Source organism: Pseudomonas protegens (assembly GCF_003363755.1).
Taxonomy (GTDB): Bacteria; Pseudomonadota; Gammaproteobacteria; order Pseudomonadales; family Pseudomonadaceae; genus Aquipseudomonas; species Aquipseudomonas danubii.
Window position 1 is genome coordinate 1,810,618 of the sequence record NZ_CP031396.1, and the last position, 22,726, is coordinate 1,833,343.

At 59.5% G+C, this 22,726-nt stretch carries 20 protein-coding genes and 2 pseudogenes; 10 read left to right on the forward strand and 12 right to left on the reverse strand.

Annotated elements, in window-relative coordinates:
* Window positions 1–94 precede the first annotated feature (94 nt).
* The 8 genes from DWF74_RS07795 to acs all read right to left on the reverse strand — a co-directional run bounded on the left by DWF74_RS07795 (window position 95) and on the right by acs (window position 9,544).
* Window positions 95–1,315, reverse strand: coding sequence for an aspartate aminotransferase family protein (locus tag DWF74_RS07795; RefSeq protein ID WP_115580709.1), 1,221 nt, complete (start codon window positions 1,313–1,315; stop codon window positions 95–97).
* Window positions 1,316–1,726: 411 nt separating this feature from the next.
* Window positions 1,727–2,707 (reverse strand): transcriptional regulator ArgR, encoded by a 981-nt coding sequence (argR, locus tag DWF74_RS07800; RefSeq protein WP_102860681.1) that lies wholly within the window; start codon window positions 2,705–2,707, stop codon window positions 1,727–1,729.
* Window positions 2,708–2,819: 112 nt separating this feature from the next.
* Window positions 2,820–3,584, reverse strand: coding sequence for an ABC transporter ATP-binding protein (locus DWF74_RS07805; RefSeq protein WP_011062773.1), 765 nt, complete (start codon window positions 3,582–3,584; stop codon window positions 2,820–2,822).
* A 23-nt stretch (window positions 3,585–3,607) separates the two neighbouring features.
* On the reverse strand, window positions 3,608–4,720 hold the full coding sequence (locus DWF74_RS07810; RefSeq protein ID WP_110594762.1) for a succinylglutamate desuccinylase/aspartoacylase family protein: 1,113 nt from the start codon (window positions 4,718–4,720) through the stop codon (window positions 3,608–3,610).
* A 1-nt stretch (window position 4,721) separates the two neighbouring features.
* On the reverse strand, window positions 4,722–5,420 hold the full coding sequence (locus DWF74_RS07815) for an ABC transporter permease (RefSeq protein ID WP_102860679.1): 699 nt from the start codon (window positions 5,418–5,420) through the stop codon (window positions 4,722–4,724).
* Window positions 5,417–6,106: an ABC transporter permease gene (locus DWF74_RS07820; protein ID WP_016968104.1), complete on the reverse strand. Its 690-nt coding sequence runs from the start codon at window positions 6,104–6,106 to the stop codon at window positions 5,417–5,419. Before DWF74_RS07820 ends, DWF74_RS07815 begins: the two co-directional genes overlap by 4 nt.
* 92 nt (window positions 6,107–6,198) lie before the next feature.
* Window positions 6,199–6,975 carry an ABC transporter substrate-binding protein gene (locus DWF74_RS07825; RefSeq protein ID WP_102860678.1) on the reverse strand — a complete coding sequence of 259 codons (777 nt, stop codon included), beginning with the start codon at window positions 6,973–6,975 and terminating at the stop codon, window positions 6,199–6,201.
* A gap of 613 nt (window positions 6,976–7,588) precedes the next feature.
* Window positions 7,589–9,544, reverse strand: coding sequence for an acetate--CoA ligase (gene acs / locus DWF74_RS07830; RefSeq protein ID WP_016968106.1), 1,956 nt, complete (start codon window positions 9,542–9,544; stop codon window positions 7,589–7,591).
* A 411-nt stretch (window positions 9,545–9,955) separates the two neighbouring features.
* Between acs and DWF74_RS07835 the strand changes: the two genes are divergently transcribed.
* The 3 genes from DWF74_RS07835 to DWF74_RS07845 all read left to right on the forward strand — a co-directional run bounded on the left by DWF74_RS07835 (window position 9,956) and on the right by DWF74_RS07845 (window position 13,367).
* Window positions 9,956–10,219 (forward strand): DUF2790 domain-containing protein, encoded by a 264-nt coding sequence (locus DWF74_RS07835; RefSeq protein WP_016968107.1) that lies wholly within the window; start codon window positions 9,956–9,958, stop codon window positions 10,217–10,219.
* A 750-nt stretch (window positions 10,220–10,969) separates the two neighbouring features.
* The gene (locus DWF74_RS07840; protein WP_011062780.1) at window positions 10,970–12,217 is read left to right on the forward strand and encodes a ribonucleotide-diphosphate reductase subunit beta; all 1,248 of its coding nucleotides are present in this window, start codon (window positions 10,970–10,972) and stop codon (window positions 12,215–12,217) included.
* Window positions 12,218–12,386: 169 nt separating this feature from the next.
* A complete protein-coding gene (locus tag DWF74_RS07845) occupies window positions 12,387–13,367 on the forward strand; it encodes a hypothetical protein (protein WP_115580710.1) in 981 nt (326 codons plus the stop codon).
* A gap of 249 nt (window positions 13,368–13,616) precedes the next feature.
* Here DWF74_RS07845 and DWF74_RS07850 read toward each other — a convergent pair whose 3' ends face one another.
* Window positions 13,617–14,435, reverse strand: a complete 819-nt coding sequence (locus DWF74_RS07850) for a sulfite exporter TauE/SafE family protein (protein WP_115580711.1) — start codon at window positions 14,433–14,435, stop codon at window positions 13,617–13,619.
* 113 nt (window positions 14,436–14,548) lie between these two features.
* On the opposite strand from DWF74_RS07850, the gene DWF74_RS07855 reads away from it, so the two are divergent.
* Both DWF74_RS07855 and DWF74_RS07860 read left to right on the forward strand, forming a co-directional pair.
* On the forward strand, window positions 14,549–15,340 hold the full coding sequence (locus DWF74_RS07855; RefSeq protein WP_115580712.1) for an AraC family transcriptional regulator: 792 nt from the start codon (window positions 14,549–14,551) through the stop codon (window positions 15,338–15,340).
* Window positions 15,341–15,446: 106 nt separating this feature from the next.
* Window positions 15,447–15,764, forward strand: a complete 318-nt coding sequence (locus DWF74_RS07860) for an XRE family transcriptional regulator (RefSeq protein WP_115580713.1) — start codon at window positions 15,447–15,449, stop codon at window positions 15,762–15,764.
* Here DWF74_RS07860 and DWF74_RS07865 read toward each other — a convergent pair.
* Window positions 15,746–16,303: an AAA family ATPase gene (locus tag DWF74_RS07865; RefSeq protein WP_102860673.1), complete on the reverse strand. Its 558-nt coding sequence runs from the start codon at window positions 16,301–16,303 to the stop codon at window positions 15,746–15,748. The two genes, DWF74_RS07860 and DWF74_RS07865, sit on opposite strands and share 19 nt — an antisense overlap.
* An 87-nt stretch (window positions 16,304–16,390) precedes the next feature.
* Window positions 16,391–17,449, reverse strand: a complete 1,059-nt coding sequence (locus tag DWF74_RS07870; protein WP_115580714.1) for an MBL fold metallo-hydrolase — start codon at window positions 17,447–17,449, stop codon at window positions 16,391–16,393.
* Window positions 17,450–17,652: 203 nt separating this feature from the next.
* On the opposite strand from DWF74_RS07870, the gene DWF74_RS07875 reads away from it, so the two are divergent.
* The 5 genes and pseudogenes from DWF74_RS07875 to DWF74_RS07890 all read left to right on the forward strand — a co-directional run bounded on the left by DWF74_RS07875 (window position 17,653) and on the right by DWF74_RS07890 (window position 21,809).
* Window positions 17,653–18,261 (forward strand): TetR/AcrR family transcriptional regulator, encoded by a 609-nt coding sequence (locus DWF74_RS07875; protein WP_102860671.1) that lies wholly within the window; start codon window positions 17,653–17,655, stop codon window positions 18,259–18,261.
* A 172-nt stretch (window positions 18,262–18,433) separates the two neighbouring features.
* Window positions 18,434–19,504 carry a diguanylate cyclase gene (locus tag DWF74_RS07880; RefSeq protein ID WP_115580715.1) on the forward strand — a complete coding sequence of 357 codons (1,071 nt, stop codon included), beginning with the start codon at window positions 18,434–18,436 and terminating at the stop codon, window positions 19,502–19,504.
* A 447-nt stretch (window positions 19,505–19,951) separates the two neighbouring features.
* Window positions 19,952–20,587: pseudogene (locus DWF74_RS30930) on the forward strand (PAS domain-containing protein); the annotation flags it as partial.
* Between the two features lie 153 nt (window positions 20,588–20,740).
* Window positions 20,741–21,181 (forward strand): annotated as a pseudogene (locus tag DWF74_RS30935) (methyl-accepting chemotaxis protein); the annotation flags it as partial.
* A gap of 88 nt (window positions 21,182–21,269) precedes the next feature.
* Entirely contained in the window at window positions 21,270–21,809 is a 540-nt protein-coding gene (locus tag DWF74_RS07890) for a DUF1003 domain-containing protein (protein WP_102860668.1), read from the forward strand.
* Window positions 21,810–21,816: 7 nt separating this feature from the next.
* Here the strand turns inward: DWF74_RS07890 and DWF74_RS07895 are convergent, their stop codons facing one another.
* On the reverse strand, window positions 21,817–22,710 hold the full coding sequence (locus tag DWF74_RS07895) for a LysR family transcriptional regulator (protein ID WP_240322035.1): 894 nt from the start codon (window positions 22,708–22,710) through the stop codon (window positions 21,817–21,819).
* Window positions 22,711–22,726: the final 16 nt, after the last annotated feature.

Below are 22,726 nucleotides of genomic sequence, written 5' to 3' on the forward strand. Positions count from 1 at the left end.
CGACTCAGGGAAAAAAATGCCGGGACAGCCCGGCACAGGAATTAGGCTCGACGCCGGCCACTAAAGCCGACGCCGAGAAGTACTGCTACCTGGATCAGGCTTGAGTCAGTTTCGCCACGGCGCGCTCGAAGCGGTCCAGGCCGGCGTCGATATCGGCATCCTCGATCACCAGGCTCGGGGCAAAGCGCACCACGTCGGGACCTGCTTGCAGAATCATCAGGCCTTCTTTCTCGGCAGCGTTGAACACGTCCTTGGCCTTGCCTTTCCAGGCTTCGCTGAGCACGCAACCGAGCAACAGGCCCAGGCCGCGGACTTCAGTGAACAGGCCGTACTTCTCGCTGATCTGCAGCAGACGGGTCTTGAAGCGATCGTGCTTGGCCTTCACGCCATTGAGTACCTCGGGGGTATTGATCACATCGATCACCGCCTCGGCCACGGCACACGCCAGCGGGTTGCCGCCGTAGGTGGTGCCGTGGGTGCCAACCACCAGGTGCTTGGCCAACGCTTCGGTGGTCAGCATCGCCGCGATCGGGAAGCCGCCGCCCAGGCTCTTGGCGCTGGTGAGGATGTCCGGAGTCACGCCGTAATACTGGTAGGCAAACAGCTCACCGCTGCGGCCCATGCCGGTTTGTACTTCGTCGAACACCAACAGCGCGTTGTGCTGATCGCACAGCTCGCGAGCGCCCTGCAGATAGGCCAGTTCGGCCGGCAGCACGCCGCCTTCGCCCTGGATCGGCTCCAGCACCACGGCGCAGGTCTTGTCGGAAACCGCGGCCTTCAGAGCAGCCAGGTCGTTGTACGGCACATGGGTGATGCCGGTGATTTTCGGACCGAAGCCATCGGAATACTTCGACTGGCCACCGACGTTCACCGTGAACAGGGTGCGCCCGTGGAAGCTGTTCAGCGCGGCGATGATTTCGTACTTCTCGGCACCGAAACGATCGTGAGCCACGCGACGGGCCAGCTTGAAGGCGGCCTCGTTGGCTTCTGCACCGGAGTTACAGAAGAACGCGCGCTCAGCGAAGGTGGCGTCGATCAGCTTGTGCGCCAGACGCAGGGCCGGCTCGTTGGTGAACACGTTGGACACATGCCACAGTTTATTGGCCTGCTCGGTCAGAGCCCCCACCAGCGCCGGATGGGCGTGGCCCAGTACGTTGACCGCAATGCCGCCAGCGAAGTCGATCAGCTCCCGTCCCGACTGATCCCAGACTCGAGACCCCGCGCCGCGCACAGGAATGAAAGCCGCAGGTGCGTAGTTGGGAACCATCACCTGGTCGAAATCGGCGCGTTGCACCGGAGCTTGCTCAACGGACATCGGAGTCTCCTGAAGAGGAACACCCGCCTGAAACTGGCGAGCGATGGAGGGATTGTAAGGACAGTTTTGTGCCCGGCCTTGTCGCCAAGCGACAACTTCTTATAGCGCCAACCCAGGTTTTACGCGGGTTTATGGCAATGCGACAAATAGCGTCGCAAAGGCGCAGTTTAAACTGCGCAAGGCTCTAGCGGCAGATTCGCCGGGCAATTTGCCCAAGGTAATTACCCAGGTAGTTATCCAGGTTGCTATTCAGATTGCTATTCAGATTGCTATTCAGATAGTTACGTGGCGAGCGGCCCCAAACCTCGAAACGGTTATCGGCATTGCGACCACAAGGCGTCGATCGGGATGTTGCGCGGTGAGCGGGTTGCCCGTGGGATTGGCCGGCACGCCGACACCTAACGGACGGGGTCAGCCGCGCTCGGCTGGTACGGAGGAGAGTTCGAACGGGCTGCTGCTGCGCCGTTGATTGCGATCTTCACGGGGGGTGGCGCCAAAGAAATTGCGGTAGGCACTGGAGAAGTGCGGACCGGAGGAGAAGCCGCAGGACAGGCCGATCTGAATGATCGACTTGCTGGTCTGCATCAGCATCTGTCGGGCCTTGTTCAGGCGCAGTTCCAGGTAATACTGGCTGGGCACCCGATTCAGGTATTGCTTGAAGATCCGCTCCAACTGACGTCGGGACACACAGACATGCTGGGCAATTTCGTCGGTGGTCAGCGGCTCTTCGATATTGGCCTCCATCAGCAGCACGGCCTGAGTCAGCTTCGGATGGCTGGAGCCCAGACGGTTCTGCAGCGGAATCCGCTGACGCTCGCCGCCCTCGCGGATGCGCTCCACCACCAGTTCTTCCGACACCGCGCCGGCCAGCTCGGCACCGTGATCGCGCGCCAGCACCGCCAGCAACAGATCCAGCACCGACATGCCGCCACAGGCCGTCAGGCGATCACGATCCCAATCGAACAGATGGCTGGTGGCAATGACCTTGGGGAAACGTTCGGCAAAATCGTCCTGCCAGCGCCAGTGCACCGCCGCCCGATAACCATCGAGCAGACCCAGTTGGGCCAGCGGGTAAACCCCGGCGGACAACCCCCCAATCACACAGCCGGCACGCACCAGCTGCTTGAGGGCGCTACTGAGGGTCGAACTCATCGGTGCCGGCGGCTCATCGGCCAGCAGGAACAACTTCTGACAACCTTCAAGCTTGCCCGCCCAAGGCTCCCCCGGCAGTTGCCAGGCGCCTTCGACTGGCGCTTCGGCCTGCAGGAATGCCAGCTCATAAACCACGTCCGGGTGCACCCGCTGGGCAACACGCAAGGCCTCCTCGGCCAGCGCCAGCGTCAAGGCTTTAGTGCTGGGCCAAATCAGGAAACCAATTCGATGGGCAGTCATGGCGGGCAATCCGAAACGAAAACAGTGTTAGAAGCCAAGGGCGGCAGCACCAAGTTAGACCATCTGGCGCGCGGTGCGCAGCATGACCTAATTTGGTGCATAACGGCAGCTATTACTTGAGGCTGCCGGAGAGGAATTGTTGCAAACGTTCTGATTGCGGGTTCACCAGCACTTCCCGCGGGTTGCCGCTTTCTTCCACCACGCCTTTGTGCAGGAACACCAACTGGTTGGAGACTTCACGGGCAAAGCCCATCTCGTGAGTCACCACCACCATGGTCCGGCCTTCCTGGGCCAGGGCCTGCATGACCTTCAACACGTCACCCACCAGCTCAGGGTCCAGGGCCGAGGTCGGCTCGTCGAACAGCATGACTTCCGGCTCCATGGCCAGAGCCCGGGCGATAGCCACGCGCTGCTGCTCACCACCGGACATGTGCCCCGGGTAAGCATCCTTGCGGTGCGCCACACCCACCTTGGCCAGGTAATGCTCGGCCTTCTCGCGAGCCTCAGCCTTGGACACACCCAGCACATGCACCGGTGCTTCCATGATGTTTTCAATGGCGGTCATGTGCGACCACAGGTTGAAGTGCTGGAACACCATCGACAGGCGCGAACGCATGCGCTGCAACTGCTTGGGATCGGCGGCCTTCAGCGCGCCATCCTTGTTGGCCACCAGCTTCAACTCTTCGTTGTTCAGCAGGATCTTACCGGCATGGGGCTGCTCCAGCAGGTTGATGCAGCGCAAAAAGGTACTTTTGCCCGAGCCACTGGAGCCGATGATGCTGATCACATCGCCAGCTGCGGCCTTCAGGGACACACCCTTGAGCACTTCGTGACTGCCATAGCGCTTATGCAGGTCTTGGACTTCAAGTTTGTACATGCGGTCGGTTCTCACAAAAACAGTCAGTCGTTGAGCAAGCGCCCGTGACGCAGCGCTTCGCGCCCCGCCACCTTGGCCAGCCAGAAACCGGGTTGGGCATATCGCAGCCGCTCAACGGCGAACAACACGCCGCTGGTGCCAGCACACACCGTACTGACCCGATCGGATAGGGGATCAATCACTTCAAAAATCGGTTCGCCCACTTCCACCCAGCTACCGGCCGGACGCAGAAAGCTCACCACGCCGGGGTGCGGCGCATACAGCAATTCGGTGCCTTCAAACGGCATGGCTTCACAGGCTTCACGCCCGGGCGCCGGCCACTCACCGGCGATCAGCCCCTGCTCGGCGAGAAACGCCAGGATGCCAGCGGCATGCGCCTCGGCCTGAGGCCGCCCGGTGTCGGCCTGACCGCCCAGTTCCAGAGTGGTGGCCAGGCAGGCCAGGGGGATCTGCGCCTCGGGAAACTGTTGCGACAGACGCAACCAGGGCAGCGAGCAGGCTTCATCGAACGAACTGCCCCCGGAATCTTCCGCCAGCAACCCGACCTTCACATCCAGGTGCGCCGCCAGGGAGCGCCACTGCGGCCAATGCTGCGGCAAGGCGTACATATGCAGCGCCGCCTCGGTATCGCAATGCAGGTCCAGCACCACATCCGCCGTGCAGGCATGACTCAGGAGCACCCGCTGCATGCCCTGCAACTGGCTGGCGGCCGGCGGTAATTCGGACAGCACTTCGCTCATGGCCTGACGGATCAAGCGCACATTGGCGTGAGGATCATCCCCCAGGCGCCCTTCCAGGCGCTGGGCCACAGGCCCGCTCAACTCGACGAAGTCGCGATTGAAGTTCTTGCCGCTGCCAGCCTCGAAACGCCCCTGGTGATTGCCTTGCAGCAACTGCCCCAGCCCCAGCGGATTGGCCACGGGCACCAGCTCGATAACACCGTTGAGGGCACCCTCGGCTTCCAGTTCGGCCAGGCGCTTCTTCAGCTCCCAAGCGGTGCGCATGCCGGGCAACTCGTCGGCATGCAGACTGGCCTGGATATAGGCCTTGCGCTCGCCACTGCCGAAACGGAACACCGAGATGCTGCGTTCGCTGCCCAGGTGGCTCCAGGGCAATGGATGATCGATACGCTGCATATCAGTGCTTCCGCGGTGCCAGGTAGCGCAGCCAGCGGCCTTCGGCCAGCTTGAACAGGCGCACCAGGATGAACGTCAGGCACAGATAGAACACACCCGCAGTGATATAGGCCTCGAACGGCAGGTAGTACTGCGCGTTGACCGTGCGCGCCGCGCCGGTGATGTCGATCAGGGTCACGATGGAGGCCAGACTGGTGGTCTGCAGCATCATGATCACTTCGTTGCTGTACTGCGGCAGAGCCCGGCGCAGGGCCGATGGCAGGAGAATGCGGCGATACATCTTGTAGCGCGACATGCCCATGGCCTTGGCCGCCTCGATCTCACCGTTAGGCGTGGCCTTGAGGCTGCCGGCGATGATTTCTGCGGTGTAGGCGCTGGTGTTGACGGCAAAGGCCAGGCAGGCACAGAAGGTCGCACTGGACAGCCAGGGCCAGAGGAAACTCTCACGCACCGCTTCAAACTGGGCCAGGCCGTAGTAGATCAGGAACAACTGCACCAGCATCGGCGTGCCACGGATTACATAGGTGTAGAGCCAGGCGCTCATGTTCACCAATGGCTGTTTGGACACCCGCATCAGCCCCAAGGGCAAGGCCACCAGCAAACCGAAGAACAGCGACAGTGCCAACAGCTTCAGAGTGGTCAGCAAGCCGCTGAAGTACAGCGGCAAGGCGTCATAGATGACGTTGTAGTCGAAGATCATAGATCAGCCGCCCTTACGCCTACCGAGTAGCGCTTCTCAAGGTGACGCAATGCCAGCAACGAGACACTGGTGATTACCAGGTACATGGCCGCCACTGCGAGGAAGAAGGTGAAAGGCTCGCGAGTGGCGTCTGCCGCCTGCTTGGCCTTGAACATCATGTCTTGCAGGCCCACCACCGAAATCAGCGCGGTAGCCTTGGTCAGCACCAGCCAGTTGTTGGTGAAGCCGGGAATCGCCAGGCGAATCATCTGCGGCACCATCACCCGGAAGAACACCTGGAAGCTGCTCATGCCGTAAGCCATGCCTGCTTCGGCCTGCCCCTTGGGAATCGCCATGAAGGCGCCACGGAAGGTTTCCGACAGGTAGGCACCGAAGATGAAACCCAGGGTGCCGATACCGGCGGCCAGCGGATTGAGGTCGATGTAATCGTCGTAGCCCAGCAGCGGCGCCACACGGTTCAGCAGGTCCTGGCCGCCGTAGAAGATCAGCAGGATCAGCACCAGATCGGGAATGCCACGGATCACCGTGGAATACAGATCGCCGAGCCAGGCCAGCCAGCGCACCGGCGAGAGGCGCAACGCGACCCCGATCAGACCCAGAACAATGGCCAGGGCCATGGACGACAAGGCGAGCTGAAGCGTCAGCCAAGCGCCATCGAGGATGACAGCCCCGTAGCCTTTCAACATGATTCAGGTCCTCGAAAATTGGGATGAAAAAATGGCGCAAACTTCAGAGATTCTGCTGCTTGCGCCATCTCGGACTGACTGTTTCGACGGTCTTACTTGCCGTAAATGTCGAAGTCGAAGTACTTGTCCTGGATTTGCTTGTACTTGCCATTCTCACGAATGGCAGCGATGGCAGCGTTGATCTTGTCCAGATCGGCCTTGTCACCCTTGCGCACAGCGATCCCTACGCCATCGCCGAAGTATTTGACATCAGTGAAAGCCGGACCGACGAAGGCGAAGCCTTTGCCGGCGTCGGTTTTCAGGAAACCGTCATTCAACAGCGTAGCGTCCGCCACGGTGCCGTCGAGGCGACCGGCCGCCACATCCAGGTAGATTTCGTTCTGCGAGCCGTAAGGCTTGATCTGTGCACCCAGCGGCGCCAGGACTTCACGAGCGAAACGCTCGTGGATCGAGCCACGCTGTACGCCGATATTCTTGCCTTTGAGCTCAGCCAGGCCATCGCTGACCTGGGTACCGGCCTTCATCACCAGACGGGCCGGAGTGTTGTAGTACTTGTTAGTGAAGTCCACGGACTTCTTGCGATCGTCAGTGATCGACATGGACGAGAGGATGGCGTCGATCTTGCGCACTTTCAGCGCCGGGATCAGGCCATCGAACTCTTGCTCGACCCATACGCACTTGACCTTCATCTCTTCGCACAGGGCATTGCCGATGTCGTAGTCGAAACCGACGATGCTGCCATCCGGCGCCTTGGAGGCAAACGGAGGGTAAGCCGCTTCGATACCAATTTTCAGCGGCTTTTCATCGGCGAAAGTCGGCAAGGACAGCACGGACAGTGCCAGGGCGCCAAGAAGCACGAGTTTCTTCATCTTAGAACTCCATCGGTAAAGGGCGAAAACGGCAGAGTGAGCGACAGCCCAATATGCGAATGGGTGAAACCTGAATTGCCGCGCTGCGTCCCGGGAACTCCGCAGAGGACTCACACACAGGCAGCGACGAGCGAGTGACCGGCATTCTAACGACAGGCTGGAAGCCGATATTTCCTCAATGCGACAACAAATTACAGAAGCATTGAGAATGCCGGGGCAGCACATTGACAGCTCTTCAAATCTATGCAAGAGCAAAAGACAGTAAACCGATCTATGTTGCAAATTGCGGGCCTATTATTCGCAAAGCCTTCTATTCCGGCAAGCGCAGCGTGATGACTTATTTTTTGTAAGGGTATAAAAGGCCCCGGAATAGGGCCGGGCGTTTCCCTTTGCCCCGAAAGTGAGCGCGGGGTTACATCTCCGGCAACATCGGTAACATTCGTATGCGCTCGCCGGAAATATCCGATATTTATTCGCCCCTCTTCGCTGACAAGCCAACCCCCTGCAACAACCACGCAGCCCCGCAGCAATCAGCTTGCCGGCGCATCACGTGGCCACAAAAAAGCCCCGCCCGGCACAAGGCCGAGCGGGGCTGGATGACTCGGAACCCGCCTCAGGCGACGTTCATGGTCTTGTGGGTATCAATCAGATGCTGCACCACACTTGGGTCGGCCAAGGTGGAGATATCGCCCAGACCGTCGTACTCCGCCGTGGCAATCTTGCGCAGGATTCGCCGCATGATCTTCCCGGATCGGGTTTTCGGCAGGCCCGGCGCCCATTGGATGACATCCGGCGAGGCGATCGGACCGATCTCCTTGCGCACCCAATTCTTCAGCTCCAGACGCAGGGCTTCGCTCGGTTCTTCGCCGCCATTGAGGGTCACATAGACATAGATGCCCTGGCCCTTGATGTCGTGAGGCACGCCCACCACCGCCGCTTCGGCAACTTTAGGGTGAGCGACCATGGCACTTTCGATCTCGGCGGTCCCCATGCGGTGCCCGGACACGTTGAGTACATCGTCCACGCGGCCGGTAATCCAGTAGTAGCCGTCTTCATCGCGACGCGCGCCGTCACCCGTGAAGTACATGCCACGGAAGGTCTTGAAGTAGGTATCGACGAAACGATCATGATCGCGGTACAGGGTCCGCGCCTGGCCCGGCCAGGAGTCGAGGATCACCAGATTGCCCTCGGCCGCGCCTTCGATGATGTTGCCCAGGTTGTCTACCAGGGCCGGGACCACGCCGAAGAACGGACGTGCTGCAGAACCCGGCTTCAGGGCATGCGCCCCCGGCAGCGGGCTCATCAGGGTGGCGCCGGTTTCGGTCTGCCACCAGGTGTCGACGATCGGGCAACGGGATTGGCCGACGTTCTTGTAGTACCAATCCCAGGCTTCCGGGTTGATCGGCTCGCCCACCGACCCCAGCAGACGCAGGCTGCTGCCGTCGGCGCCTTCACAGGCAGCGGTGCCCGAAGCCATCATGGCGCGGATCGCGGTCGGAGCGGTGTAGAGGATATTGACCTTGTGCTTGTCGACGATCTTCGCCACCCGGGTCACGTCCGGGTAGTTGGGCACACCTTCGAACAGCACAGTGGTGGCGCCGTTGGCCAAGGGGCCATAGACAATATAGGTGTGGCCGGTGACCCAGCCGACGTCGGCGGTGCACCAGTAGACTTCGCCCGGACGGTAGTCGAACACCCGCTCATGGGTCAGCGACGCATAGAGCAAGTAACCGCCAGTGGTGTGCTGCACGCCCTTGGGCTTGCCGGTGGAGCCAGAGGTGTAAAGGATGAACAGCGCTTCTTCGGCACCCATCTCTTTCGGAGCACAGACGCTGCCGGCCACTTTCATCAGGTCTTCGTACCAGATGTCGCGGTGCTGGTTCCACTTGATGTCGCCACCGGTGCGCTTGCACACGATGACTTTCTGGATGCTGCTGGTTTCCGGGTTGGTCAGGGCGTCGTCGACATTGGCCTTGAGCGGCACCTTCTTGCCGGCCCGGATGCCTTCGTCGGCAGTGATCACCACTTTCGAACGGCAGTCGATAATGCGACCGGCCAGCGCCTCAGGCGAGAAACCACCGAACACCACCGAATGGATCGCGCCGATACGGGTACAGGCCAGCATGGCCACCACCGCTTCGGGGATCATTGGCATATAGATAGTCACCACGTCGCCGCGGTGCACGTCCTGGCCGCGCAGGGCGTTGGCGAACTTGCAGACTTCTTCATGCAGTTCGCGGTAGGTGATGTTGCGGCTTTCGGAAGGATCGTCGCCTTCCCAGATGATCGCGATCTGATCGCCACGTTCGGCGAGATGGCGATCCAGACAGTTGTAGGAGACGTTCAAGGTGCCATCGGCGAACCACTTGATATCCACGTGGTGGTCGTCGAAGGAGGTCTGCTTCACCGTGGTAAAAGGCTTGATCCAGTCGAGACGCTTGGCCTGTTCGCGCCAGAAACCGTCCGGGTTCACGACCGACTGCTGGTACATGGCCTTGTAGGTCGCCTCGTCAGTCAGCGTATTGGCCAAAACCTCGGGACGAACGGGATACAGAGAAGCCGCACTCATCTTTCTTACCTCGGTGACATAGTTGTTTTTGTATGACCCCGTTGTAGCCGGGGGGCGCCTATAGAACCATTCGACGATGGTAGTAACAACCCCCTGCGAAATACCCCGATATTTGCCGCAACCCTTCAAGAACGCTGCTTACAGCGATATTCACCGCGGATAAAAATGTTCAAACAGACCAGCAGACAGGCCTTTTTCGGGGATTGTTACAAAAACTGTCAAAGGTGTTTATCAAAAGTACGCCTATATGGCCGCCGGCCCCGGGCCTAAAATCCGTCTCGCCAAACAGGCAATCTGATTAACCAAGTTGCAGCCCCCACGAAGGCAGTTAATCAAACTTCTACTCAAGTTCCACACGCAGCCCCACAAAGGCTGCGCGACCCCACACGACCTTAGAAAGGTAAAACGCAAATGAAAGCTTTATTAGTTCTGGCCCTCAGCAGTCTGTGCGTTACCGCGATGGCTGATGAGATCCCGACTGATGTCGCCCAGCAGCAAGTACCGGTTGAGGAATACACTTACTCCACTGACCTGGATATCGCCAAAGTTATCTCCATGAGCGAAGTTCCAGAAGTATGCGAAGTTGTACCAGCGCGCATGGAATATGAAGACTCCCACGGCCAGCGGCATATTCTTCAATACCGCGTAATGGGCAACGGTTGTTCTAACGGTTAATAGCCAAGTTCATTGCATAGACCTTGATGACTGCCGGCCGCAAGAAATCCCTCTTGCGGCAAAGATGCCCGACAACGACCCACCCAAGGGTAGTGAAAGGCTTCACCTTGACGACGTGCGAGTACGGCAATCGCACGCACTTTTCCTGCCGTGATTGATGGCCTGCGCATGGCACTGCCAACGACCTTCTGAGCCTCTTGGCTGACGACTTCGGCGAGGGCAATCCCGCCGACCTTGAAGACCTCTGCCAGGAGATTTTCAGCGACAAAACCGGACGATTCGAGTTGTGTTCAAAACCTGAAAAAGGCTTGCAAAAACACAACATCTAGTAAAATTGGCTATTTTTTGGCCACTTGAAGATATTTTTTTCTAGCCTGAAAAAAAATCTTCAACGGCCAAAGCCTTGTAAACCCGCGCTTTGCTCTCAGTCCCCCTCCTTCTTGGGCCCGCCTGCGCCCATCGGTCGCCCCACGGCCCTGAAAATATCCTTATAATGCGTCCTCAAAACGGGCCCGCAACATTCCCTTACCGGATGAAAACGACCTGCTGAATCCCGCGCCGGAGCCGACACCCTCAGTTCCGCCCGACAGCAGCTTCAAGGCACCCGAACACGTATTTCTGTTTATTGCCTGCGTTCACTGCTGCAACAAACGATTTCCAATGATTTAACGCGGCCAGTAGCGCCGTGTGAAAAGCCAACCCTTTTGTTTTCACACGGGCATCTGGCCCTCAAGCAGGAGACGACACGTCATGCTGAGCTGGGACGAATTCGACAAAGAAGAAGGCGAAGTTGCAGTCAAAGGCGCTAACGCCGGCCACGCTACCGAAGCCAACATGGACCGCCTCGACAGCGCCGGTGGTGCCGCCGCTCTTGAAGCCCGCGCCGTGACTGCCAGCGACTCCGCTGCCGTGGCCCGCGCCAAGGCGTCCCTGGACCAGCTCGATATCGCCGAAGGCCTGGCTGAACTGGAAGGCTCTTCCGCTCGTGTCGCCGTTGACGAAAAGCGCATGATCAACTGCCGCGCCGACCTCAACCAGCTGGTACCGTTCAAGTACGACTGGGCCTGGCAGAAGTACCTTGACGGCTGCGCCAACCACTGGATGCCGCAAGAGGTCAACATGACCGCCGACATCGCCCTGTGGAAAAACCCGGAAGGCCTGACCGACGACGAGCGTCGCATCGTCATGCGCAACCTGGGCTTCTTCTCCACCGCCGACTCCCTGGTTGCCAACAACCTGGTATTGGCCGTGTACCGCCTGATCACCAACCCGGAATGCCGCCAGTACATCCTGCGCCAGGCGTTCGAAGAGGCGATCCACACCCACGCCTATCAGTACTGCATCGAATCGTTGGCCATGGATGAAGGCGAGATCTTCAACATGTACCACGAGATTCCTTCGGTCGCGAAGAAAGCTGCCTGGGGCCTGAAGTACACCCGTTCGATCTCCGATCCGAAGTTCGAAACCGGCACCGTCGACACCGACAAGGAACTGCTGCGCAACCTGATCGCCTACTACTGCGTCCTGGAAGGCATCTTCTTCTACTGCGGCTTCACCCAGATCCTGTCCATGGGCCGACGCAACAAGATGACCGGTGTCGCCGAGCAGTTCCAATACATCCTGCGCGACGAATCCATGCACCTGAATTTCGGCATCGACGTGATCAACCAGATCAAGATCGAAAACCCGCACCTGTGGGATGCCGAGATGAAGGAAGAAGCCACCCAGATGATTCTCCAGGGCACCCAACTGGAAATCGAATACGCTCGCGATACCATGCCGCGCGGCGTACTGGGCATGAACGCGGCGATGATGGAGGACTACCTCAAGTTCATCGCCAACCGTCGCCTGTCGCAGATCGGTTTGAAGGAAGAGTACCCAGGTACCACCAACCCGTTCCCATGGATGAGCGAGATCATGGACTTGAAGAAAGAGAAGAACTTCTTCGAGACCCGCGTGATCGAGTATCAGACTGGCGGTGCATTGAGCTGGGATTGATTCCCGGATCGATGAAACAAACAAGAAGCCCTGACTTGGTCAGGGCTTTTTTATTGGCCGCGCAAATCCGCACCTGCTTCATCTACAAGGCCCGGCTCATTAAAGTGCGTGCAGGCTCCAAGACCTGCCTTTATAAAGTCCACTCCCCCGCTTAAGGATCAAAGCGCTCATGAAATTCGATACCGCCTACTGCATCAGCCTCGACGAAAAGTTGTCGATCTATGACGTGCGGGATCTGAACTTCGATGAAACCCTGGTCTTCGACTCGGCCAAGGAAAGCTTCCAGTGCCCCAATGACGACTGTCGCACAGCGTTCGATGCCGCCAATCAGCTGGGCACCTTCAATGCCAAGAACGTCAATTACATCCGCACTCCGCATTTCAAGAACCTGCCCAGCACTCTTCATATAGAAGGCTGCCCTTACGGGATCAGCAAAAGCCCCGGCAGCATCGAAGGGGCTGCAGTCGAGGATGATCGCGAGGAACACTTCCCTTCGGAGCTGCTGCTGACCCGCCGCGAATACCTGCGGCGACCGGCCAACCCGACAGCAGCGCCGCAGACACCTGGAAACAACCCGCCAGTGACGCCTGCCAGCTTGCAAATGCCCCACGCCGGGCGCGATACAACCCCGGACAAGACCTGTGTCTTCGCTCACCCGGTGGAATGCTTCGTGTCGAATATCGACGACAAGGAACTGCTCAAGCGCATGCCGTTGAAGATTGGCGAACACACCGCGTCCTACGCCTCGTTCTTCAAGAAGATCGAGTACCTGCTGGATAACAAGGGGCTGATCTACTGGGGCAAGATCAAGGAAATCAAGGACTACACCCAGAGCTTTCGCATCGACTTCGAGCACAAGGTCTGGTTCAAGGAAGAGGGAGAAGCCAAGAAGAAGCCTTATTCAGTCAACGTCTACCTGAGCAAGAAACTGATCGACAACTATCGCAAGCGCAAAGCCTTCCTCGAAGAGATCAAGGGCGCCATCGACAGCCAGCGCGAGTTGTACTGTTTCTTCTACGGTGTCACCCCGACACTCAAGCAGGTGCCGAGCAAGAAAAACCCCGAAGCGACCTTCGGGGTGTTCAGCGCCAATATCGAGAACCTGGACCATTTCGTGATTCGCGAGGCACCGGGCCTGGAAGCAAAATAGCCGCCTACGGTTTCACCGCTTGGGCAACTCCAGGGCCAAGGCCCCCGGATGCTTCCTGACCACCGCCCCTGCCAGCCGTCGGCTGTGCATTGGATCAATCCGTTGAACATGGAAGCTCCCTTGTATGAAAAAGCCGAAAACACGGTCAGCCAAGCCAGAGCCAGCATTCAGCATTCAGCATTCAGCATTCAGCAGCGGGCAATTATGGATCTGCGGACAAGGACAATCGAGCCACCAAGCGTGACGCTCCTAGCCCTTCACACACATGCTGAACAACACCAGCAACAACAGACCGATGTACACCCTTGCATGTACGCGGTCGGGAATTCTGCCAATCCAGGAAGTGGCCAGGCGGATGCCCAGCAACGAGCCGAGGGTCAGTACCGAGAACGCCAGCAGGTCGACATAACCGACAAACCAGGGGCCGAGATCGAACGAGCTGAAACGGACCAGGGCCATGTAGGTGACCGTTCCCGCCAACGCCACAGGCACGCTCAGAGGATTGGCCATTGCGGTGGCCTGGGTCATGGACAAACCGCAACGGCGCAATAGGGGCACCGTCATGACACTGCCGCCTACGCCGAGAAAGGTGGCGACTACACCTATTCCTACACCGCCAAAGAGCGTTTCGCGGACTCCAAGAAGACGCGCCTCCTGCCCTTGAGACGGTTCAAGAAAACCACGTCGCAGCAGGCAGTCAGCAACGGTGATTCCCAGGTAAGCGATAAAGGCATAGCGAAGCACTTCGCCACTGACCCACATGGCCGCTGCCGCACCCAAGATAGCCCCCAGCCCTATATAGCCCCCCAGCGGCCACAGGTAGTGGCGAACAAGATTGCCCGCCTGATGGTGTCGACGGCTAGCGACCAGGGCATTGACGATCATCACGCAAGTCGAGGTAGCCACCGCGACATGCATCGCCGACTGCCCTGCCGCCGAGTCCGCCCCCTGGCTGCCCAGCAGCATCCAGTACAGCAGCGGCACCACTACAAATCCGCCGCCAAAGCCGAACAGCACGGCGCTGATACCCGTCATGCAACCAAAAAGTGCCAGCAGTAGATAGAACATCGGACCACGCTCGTCTTTGCACAAGAGCTGGACGATAGAGCTTCAGCGCTTGGCCGACTTCAGCAAGTCAGCCAATAATGTTTGCGTTTACGCCAAACACGGAACGACTCGGCATGCGCAACATCTCCATCGATCAACTGGATCAGACACCGCGTGCGGTACTGGCCATCGGCACCGACTACGCCGACGGCCAACGCCTGCCTCGTCACCGTCATCGGCGGGCACAACTGCTGTATGGCGCTACCGGAGTCATGCAGGTGGGCACCGATCAGGGCAACTGGGTAGTGCCACCGCAACATGCGGTGTGGATTCCACCCGAGGTGGAACATGAGGTGCTGATGCTCGGGGTCAGTACCCGCAGCCTGTATATCGAACCTGCCGCGGCGCCCCTGGATAACAGCGGCTGTCGAGTCGTCAGCGTCTCACCGCTGTTACGCCAACTGCTCCTGGAGGCCGTAGAGATTCCCCTGCAATACGATCAGGGCGGGCGTGACGGATTGCTGGTCGACCTGCTGCTGCATGAACTGCGACGCAGCACGGCGCTACCGCTGCATATCCCTCTGCCGGCTGATGGCCCGCTACTGGAGTTGTGCCAGGCCTTTCTCGGGCAACCCGATATTCACCAATCCCCGGAGCACTGGGCGGATCGGTTGCACGTCAGCCTGCGCACGTTTAATCGCGTCTTCCGCCAGCAAACGGGTATGAGCTTCATTCAATGGCGACAACGAGCCTGCGTGATCCTGGCCCTGGCGCGGTTGGCAGCCGCGGAGTCAGTGACACGCATCGCCCTGGATTTCGGCTATGACAGCCCCGGGGCATTCTCCACCATGTTCCGCCGGGTGCTGGGACAGTCCCCCAGTACCTACCTGAACAGGACGGACCCGATCCCGGGAAAAACCTTGTGACCAAAGCCGCGGGCAGAGAGCAAAAATCAGTTTGATCCGGGAATTAAACAACTGTACAAATAACCAGTACCAAGCCAACTTCCAGCCTAACCTCCCGGAGAAAACCATGGCCTCTCTAGCGATGAAAATCACCCTGGAACGTATCGCCCTTTATCAATTCACTCCGCAGCACTGTGCCCAGGCCCGGGACATGCTGGATTGGGACATGGATCAACTGTCCCGTGAATCCACGGTCTCGGTGCAAGCTATCCAGCGCTTCGAAGCCGGCTACGAGGTGCGTGACGTGACCCGCCTGGCACTGGCGTTCTGCCTTGAAGCTCAAGGGTTGGTGTTCTTTCCCGGCTTCGCTCCGGGCCGCGGCATGAATATCAAGGGCGCGACTCCCAACCCCATGGAACGCCCTGACTACGCAATGATCGAGTGATCCAGTGCCTTGAGCAGTTGCCCGCACAAGTCCGCTACTGAAAGCTGGGTCGAATCCAGGCGAACGAGCGGACAGTCGAGGTTTTTGATCCAGCTTTCATGGCGCCGCAGACTGCGGGTTCCGTGGCCACCCTCATCGTAGCCGGCGGCCCAGGCGAGAAAAGTCTGGGTCGCGACGTAGCGTTCGCCACCCTCGAAAATCTGCTCGCCGTAGCGCTGGAATTCCCGGGCACGCAAGCGCTGCAAGCGAACCTCAGGGTCCAATTGCACGAAGACCGCCAGAGTGAAACTGGGGATCAGCACATCTCCCCAACCACAAAGGGAGCCGGACAGGACCCAGTCCGGCTCCGTCAACACCTGGGTTTGCAGCATATGGATACGTGCGTCACGGGGACGCCGACAACTAAAAGGCTTGGCGCCGGGTTGCCAGAAAAAATCATCGGAATCGAAGTGTTTGCAGCACAAGCGCTCGGCCAGGGCCCGACCCAAAGTTGTAGTCCCGGAACCGGATGCGCCGAAGATATGAATTCTGTAAGCCATGACACTGCTCCCTCAGAGCGGACATCCAACAGGTTTTACAGCCTCGGCCTGTCTTTGCCGACCTGACACACATGGATCAAGGCAGGATTACGCAGACTCGACAGCCGCCTGTTCCGAGGCGCCTTCCACCTCCAGCCACCAGGCTCCGCCGCGCTGAGGTTGTGCGAGGTTGAAGGCCTCACCCATCTGCGGCGTAGTAATAGTGATGCTGCGCTCCCAAGCCAGGGCCAGGATACGGTCGAAGGGCTCATGCCAGGCATGCATGGCCAGGTCAAAGGTGCCGTTATGGATCGGCAGCAACCAGCGACCTTGCAGGTCGATGTGAGCTTGCAGGGTTTGCTCCGGCTGCATGTGTACATGGGGCCATTCGACGTTGTAGGCACCGGTTTCCATCAGCGTCAGGTCAAAGGGCCCGTATTGCTGGCCAATGCGCTTGAAGCCGTCGAAGTAACCGGTATCGCCGCTGAAGAAGATCCGCGTCGCTGCGTCGATCATCACCCAGGACGCCCACAAGGTGTGATTGCCATCGAACAACCCGCGACCGGAAAAGTGCTGCGACGGCGTAGCGATAAAGCGGATGCCCTCGACTTCGCAGCCCTGCCACCAATCCATCTGCCGGACCTTGGCCGCTGGTACCCCCCATTTGATCAGGGTGTCTCCCACTCCCAGCGGGGTGAGAAAGTGCCGGGTCTTGCCTGCCAGGGCCAGTACTGTCTGGTGGTCCAGGTGATCGTAATGGTCATGGGAGAGGATCACCGCCTCGATCTCGGGCAGCGCCTCCAGACTGATGGGGGGCTGGTGAAAACGCTTCGGACCAGCCCATTGCACCGGGGATGCACGTTCGGCAAACACCGGGTCAGTGATCCAGAACTTGTCGCGCATCTTCAACAGCACCGTGGAGTGCCCAAGACGAAACACACTGTGATTGGGAGCCGCCTGCAGTTGCTCACGGGTCAGCGGCTGGACGGGTATGGCACCGGCCGGACGGGTATTGCGCGGTTTGTGGAACAGCATGTTCCAGAAAATCTGCAGGGTTTTACCGAAACCGGCGCGACGTACCGGAGCATGGTTACGAAAGGCGCCCTGCTCCTGGCGGGAGGTTTCCTGGCGGGGAGCGCGGGTGACGCTGGACGAAACAGTGGCCATGATTGAAATGACGCCATTGGAACGCGGCAGGTTCCGACGTTGTTCTGCGGGACGATCTACTGGCCAAGGCACGCAAGCATCAGCCGCCAATCATCGTTTTCAAGAAAAGCTACACTACACAGTGTAGTTTCTGCATTGCAACAGAATTAAGACGAAGTAGACTGCCGACTGATTTCTACGCCGACCCTGACCGAACCCGACTTATGACAGCTCCGAAGCGCCTCACCGACCTTAAACGCGACGCCATCATCCAGGCGGCGATCAGCGAATTCCGCGCCAGCGGTTTCGAGATCACCAGCATGGACAAGATTGCCGCGACAGCCGGGGTTTCCAAGCGCACGGTGTACAACCACTTCCCCAGCAAGGAAGAGTTATTCGCCGAAATTCTGCATAAGCTCTGGAACAGCACCAGCGCCCAATCGGAGGTCAGCTACCGCAGCGACCAGCCATTGCGCGAGCAGTTGCAAAACGTTCTGCGCGCCAAGCTGCAACTGCTAGCCGACAACAACTTCCTCGACCTGGCCCGAGTCGCCATCGCCGCAACCATTCACTCCCCCGAGCGGGCACAGAACATGGTGGAACGACTCGGCGAACGGGAAGAAGGCCTGACCCTGTGGATCCGCGGGGCCCTGGCGGATGGCCGCCTCAAGCCCCTGGACCCGGAGTTCGCCGCGCAACAGATGCACGGGCTGATCAAGAGCTTTGCCTTCTGGCCGCAGATCACCATGGGCCAGCCGCCCCTGACAGCAGACATGCAGACCCGGGTCATCGAATCGGCACTGGACATGTTCCTGGCCCACTACCAAGCATGAGCCAGCTTGCGCTCCCGTCGTGCAACGTTCCCGGCCACTGTTAAATGGCTTCGAAGGACACTGATTATTCCCACTGGAATAAATGACAATATTCACCAGACTGATCCGATAAACGGCCAAGCCGCAAAAAACACCACAAAGTGTTTCAGTACAGAATCCGGTGCACGAATTTATGGAAAACCAACGCGGCAAGGGGCTGTCATTTGCCCGGCGCATCTATTGGCCAAGGATCATCGGCCTGAGTATCGGCGGCATCAGTGTCCTGGCTGCAATTTACCCCCTGGCCCCGCCTGACTGGGTATGGGCCCTGCTGCTGTTCAATGGCCTGATCTGGCCCCATCTGGCGTATCAGCTCTCGACCCGTTCTGGTTTTCCCTACCGGGCAGAACGCCGCAACCTGTTATATGACTCGCTGCTGGGGGGATTCTGGGCGGCAACCATGCAATTCAATCCCCTGCCGGCAGTCACCATCCTCTCGATGATGTGCATGAACAATGTCGCCGCAGGTGGCTTGCGCCTGTTCATTCGTGGCGGCCTGGCCCAATGTGCAGGGATACTGCTGTCCTGGGCGCTGTTCGGGGCCGCCGTCAGTACCCAGATCAGCCCGCTGCAAATCTATGCCTGCCTGCCCATGCTGACCCTCTACCCCCTCGCAGTGGGCATGGTCTGCTATCGACTGGCGATCAAACTGTCCGAACACAAGCGTGCCCTCAGCGCCCTGAGCCGCACCGACAGCCTCACTGGCCTGCTCAACCACGGCTCGTGGAAAGACCTGTTGCACATCAAGTTCCACAAGTGCCAGCAACAGCAGATGGAAGCCAGCATCGCCCTGATCGACATCGACCACTTCAAAGCGATCAACGACACCTACGGGCATATTGTCGGCGATACGGTGCTGCGCCATTTGAGCAATGAACTGCGGCGCAACCTGCGCCATGACGATCTCGCCGGCCGCTACGGTGGCGACGAGTTCTGCGTGATCCTGCCACGCATGAGCCGGCAACAGGCCCTGGATTTAATGGAGCGCCTGCGCCAGGTGTTCAACCAGTACCAGCATCCAGAGGTACAGGAACTGAAAGTCAGCCTGAGTATCGGTCTGGCGGCTTTCAACTCAAGTTTCCCCGACCCTGCCAGCTGGCTCGATGCGGCGGACAAGGCCCTGTATCTGGCCAAGAACAACGGGCGCAACCGCACCGCCAGCAATGACAGCGAAGCCCATTTCTCACACGCGCAAATGGCATAAAAACCGTTAAAACTTATACAAAAAGAAAGTAAAAAATACTTTTGTATAAGTTTATTTGGATTTTTCTTCGTGGCTGACATCATAATGCCGCCACTTTGCAGCAGCGGATAACGCCTTCGGCACCGCTGCCAGCAAAGTCATCCAACCCAACTAAATCGATTCGCAGCCGTTACGTCTCCTCTTGATGCGGCCAGCGACGTTCGCCCGAAATGTCGCCCGCTTCACCGCTGCGAAATTATCTGTCAGTCATGGAACGCTGACATTGAGCAGATAATGCCGATCGCCGGGGAGCTTTCGGCATACCGGCGCACTCCATAGGGATCGACGCGACGTTTCTCCCACAGAGCACCTGCCAACATGCTATTCAACCGTCACAACAAGACCATCGATTCCCTGAACCAGACCATCGTCGAACAATCCCGTCTGCTGGAGGCCATCGACCGCTCCATGGCGGTGATCGAGTTTGACCTCCAGGGCACGGTGCTCCGAGCCAACGACAACTTCCTGAAGACCCTGGGCTATCGGCAAGACCAGGTGATCGGCCAGTCTCACCGACTGTTCTGCCTCCCGGAATACGCTCGCAGCGCCGATTACCAGCAATTGTGGACCCGCCTGAACAACGGCCAGTTCGAGTCCGGCACCTTTGAGCGGGTCGGCGCCACCGGCCAGAGCCTCTGGCTGGAGGCCAGCTACAACCCGATCCGCGATGCCTCCGGTACGGTGTACAAAGTGGTCAAATATGCCCTTGACGTCACCGCCAGGGTGCAAGAGGAAGTCGAGGCCCGGAACAAACTGGAGGCCATCGACCGGGCCATGGCGGTCATCGAGTTCAACCTGGACGGCAGCATCATCGGTGCCAATGCCAACTTCCTCAGCCGCATGGGCTACAGCCTGGCCCAGATCCAGGGCAAGCATCACCGGATGTTCTGCAAACCCGAGCTGGTCAATAGCAGCGCCTACCAGGACTTCTGGAATCGCCTGAACAGGGGGGAGTTCTTCAACGGCCGCTTCGAGCGGATCGACAAGCACGGGCGCACGCTGTGGCTGGAAGCCAACTACAACCCGGTCTATGACGCCAGCGGACGCCTGTGCAAGGTGGTCAAGTACGCCGCCGACGTGACTCAGCAGGTGGAGAAGCACGAGCAGGATGCCCAGAGTGCGAGCCAGGCTTATCACATCTCGGTGCAGACCCGGAAAGTCGCCGAACAAGGAACAGAAGTGATCCAGCAAGCGGCCAGCGAAATGCGCCAGATCGCCCATAACATCGAGGACTCCTCCTCGCTGATTGCCCACCTCGGCGAACGTTCCGAGCAGATCACCGCCATCGTCAATACCATTCGCGCGATTGCCGATCAGACCAACCTGCTAGCCCTCAACGCGGCCATCGAAGCCGCCCGTGCCGGGGAGCAGGGACGAGGTTTTGCCGTGGTGGCCGACGAGGTCCGGCAACTGGCGGCGCGCACCAGCGGCTCGACGGCGGAAATCTCCAGCATGATCGACATGATCCAGAACGAAACGCAGCAAGCGATCAAGAGCATGGACGGCACTCGTGAACGAGCTGCCAAGGGCGTGCAACTGGCGGATCAGGCCGGGACGGTGATCCTGCAGATTCGCGATGGCGCCAGTGACGCGGTACAAGCCGTCAGCATGTTTGCCAACGAGCGCAACGTGCTCTGAGGGTGGTTTTCCCGGCGTCGATAACGACGTCGGGCCCGGCCAGGGTGGCTATAGTGGCCTGACGTTCCAGCGCTTGGCGGAGGCCATCATGAGTTCCAGCGACACCCCGGAAAAAACCACCCCAATCGTCGACCACCTGCGCTTTCACCGCGCCCACGCCCACCTGGCACCGACCTTTGGCAACGACGCCTTTGCCCTGAAGGCCGAAGCCTTTGCCCGGTTCTTTGGTACCCCGACCTTTCTCGGTGCACAGACCCTGATCGTAGTGATCTGGATTGCCCTCAACCTCACTGGCGTGACCCAGTTCGACGTCTACCCCTTCATCCTTCTGAACCTGGCTTTCAGCCTGCAGGCAGCCTACGCCGCACCGCTGATCCTCCTGGCCCAGACCCGCCAGGCCGCGCGGGACAAGGCCCAATCGGACGCCGACGCCCAACACCGCGAAGCCCTGGCCATCGCCAACAGCGAACGCCAGGCCCAGGCCGCGCAGACCGCCCGCCAACTGCTGGAGTTGCTGGAGCAGAACACCCGTCTCACGGAGATGACCAAGCAACTGACCGAACGCATCGAGAACCTCACCAGCGAGATGCACGCACACTTTGTGCGCAAGGATCAGCCCCACCCTTGAGCCTTGCTCATGGCCAGCGCAGATGGCGCGCCAGTTCATCGAACAGGGTCACCACCGAACGCAGGGCCCGGCAATCCGGACGGGTCAGCAGCCACAGCGCTGTGTCATGCCCCAGAGGTTCACTCAACGCCTCCAGACCACCAGCGCCCATGAGAAAATCCGGCAAGGCTGCAACGCCGAGGCCGGCCCTTACCAGTTCGCTCACCGCGAGCATGCTGTTGCAGCGGTAGCTGGGCTGCACGCCAGGCCAGCGCTGACGGCGCCAGACTACGGTGGGATGGTCGGGGAGAAAATCATCCGGGGCGATCCAGGCCACCTTCGACAGGTCGCTGCAATCCACCCGTAGCTTGTACTCCGGGCTTGCGCACAGCCGATACGACACCGCCCCCAGGCAGCGCCCCACCAGATGTTCCGGCGGTGTCGCGGTCAGACGCAGGGCAATGTCCGCATCACGCCGGTTGAGGTTGGCGAAATCATTGGACGTACAGAGTTCGATCACCAGCGCCGGGTAGCTCGGCATGAATTGCGCCAGGGCCGGCAGCAGCAGGCCCTGCAACACCGAATCGGTGCAGGTCAGGCGCACTGTGCCGCTGATCACCTCTCCTCCCTGGGCCACGCCGATCCGCGCGGCCTCCAGGGCCTGCTCCGCCTGTTCGGCCTGCTGTGCCAGAGCCTGGGCCAGGCTGGTGGGCAGATAGCCGGCGCGGCTCTTGTCGAACAGTTGCTGCCCGAGCCCGGCCTCCAGCCGGCGCACGGCACGAAACACCGTGGAAACATCCACCTTGAGCAGAGCCGCGGCGCGAGCCAGGGAGCCGCCACGGACCAGGGCGAGAATCAGTGACAGGTCGGAATAGTCCAGCTGATAGTGCGCGGCTGCATTGATCACTTGGGCAAACGCCAATATTGATTGCGTGATC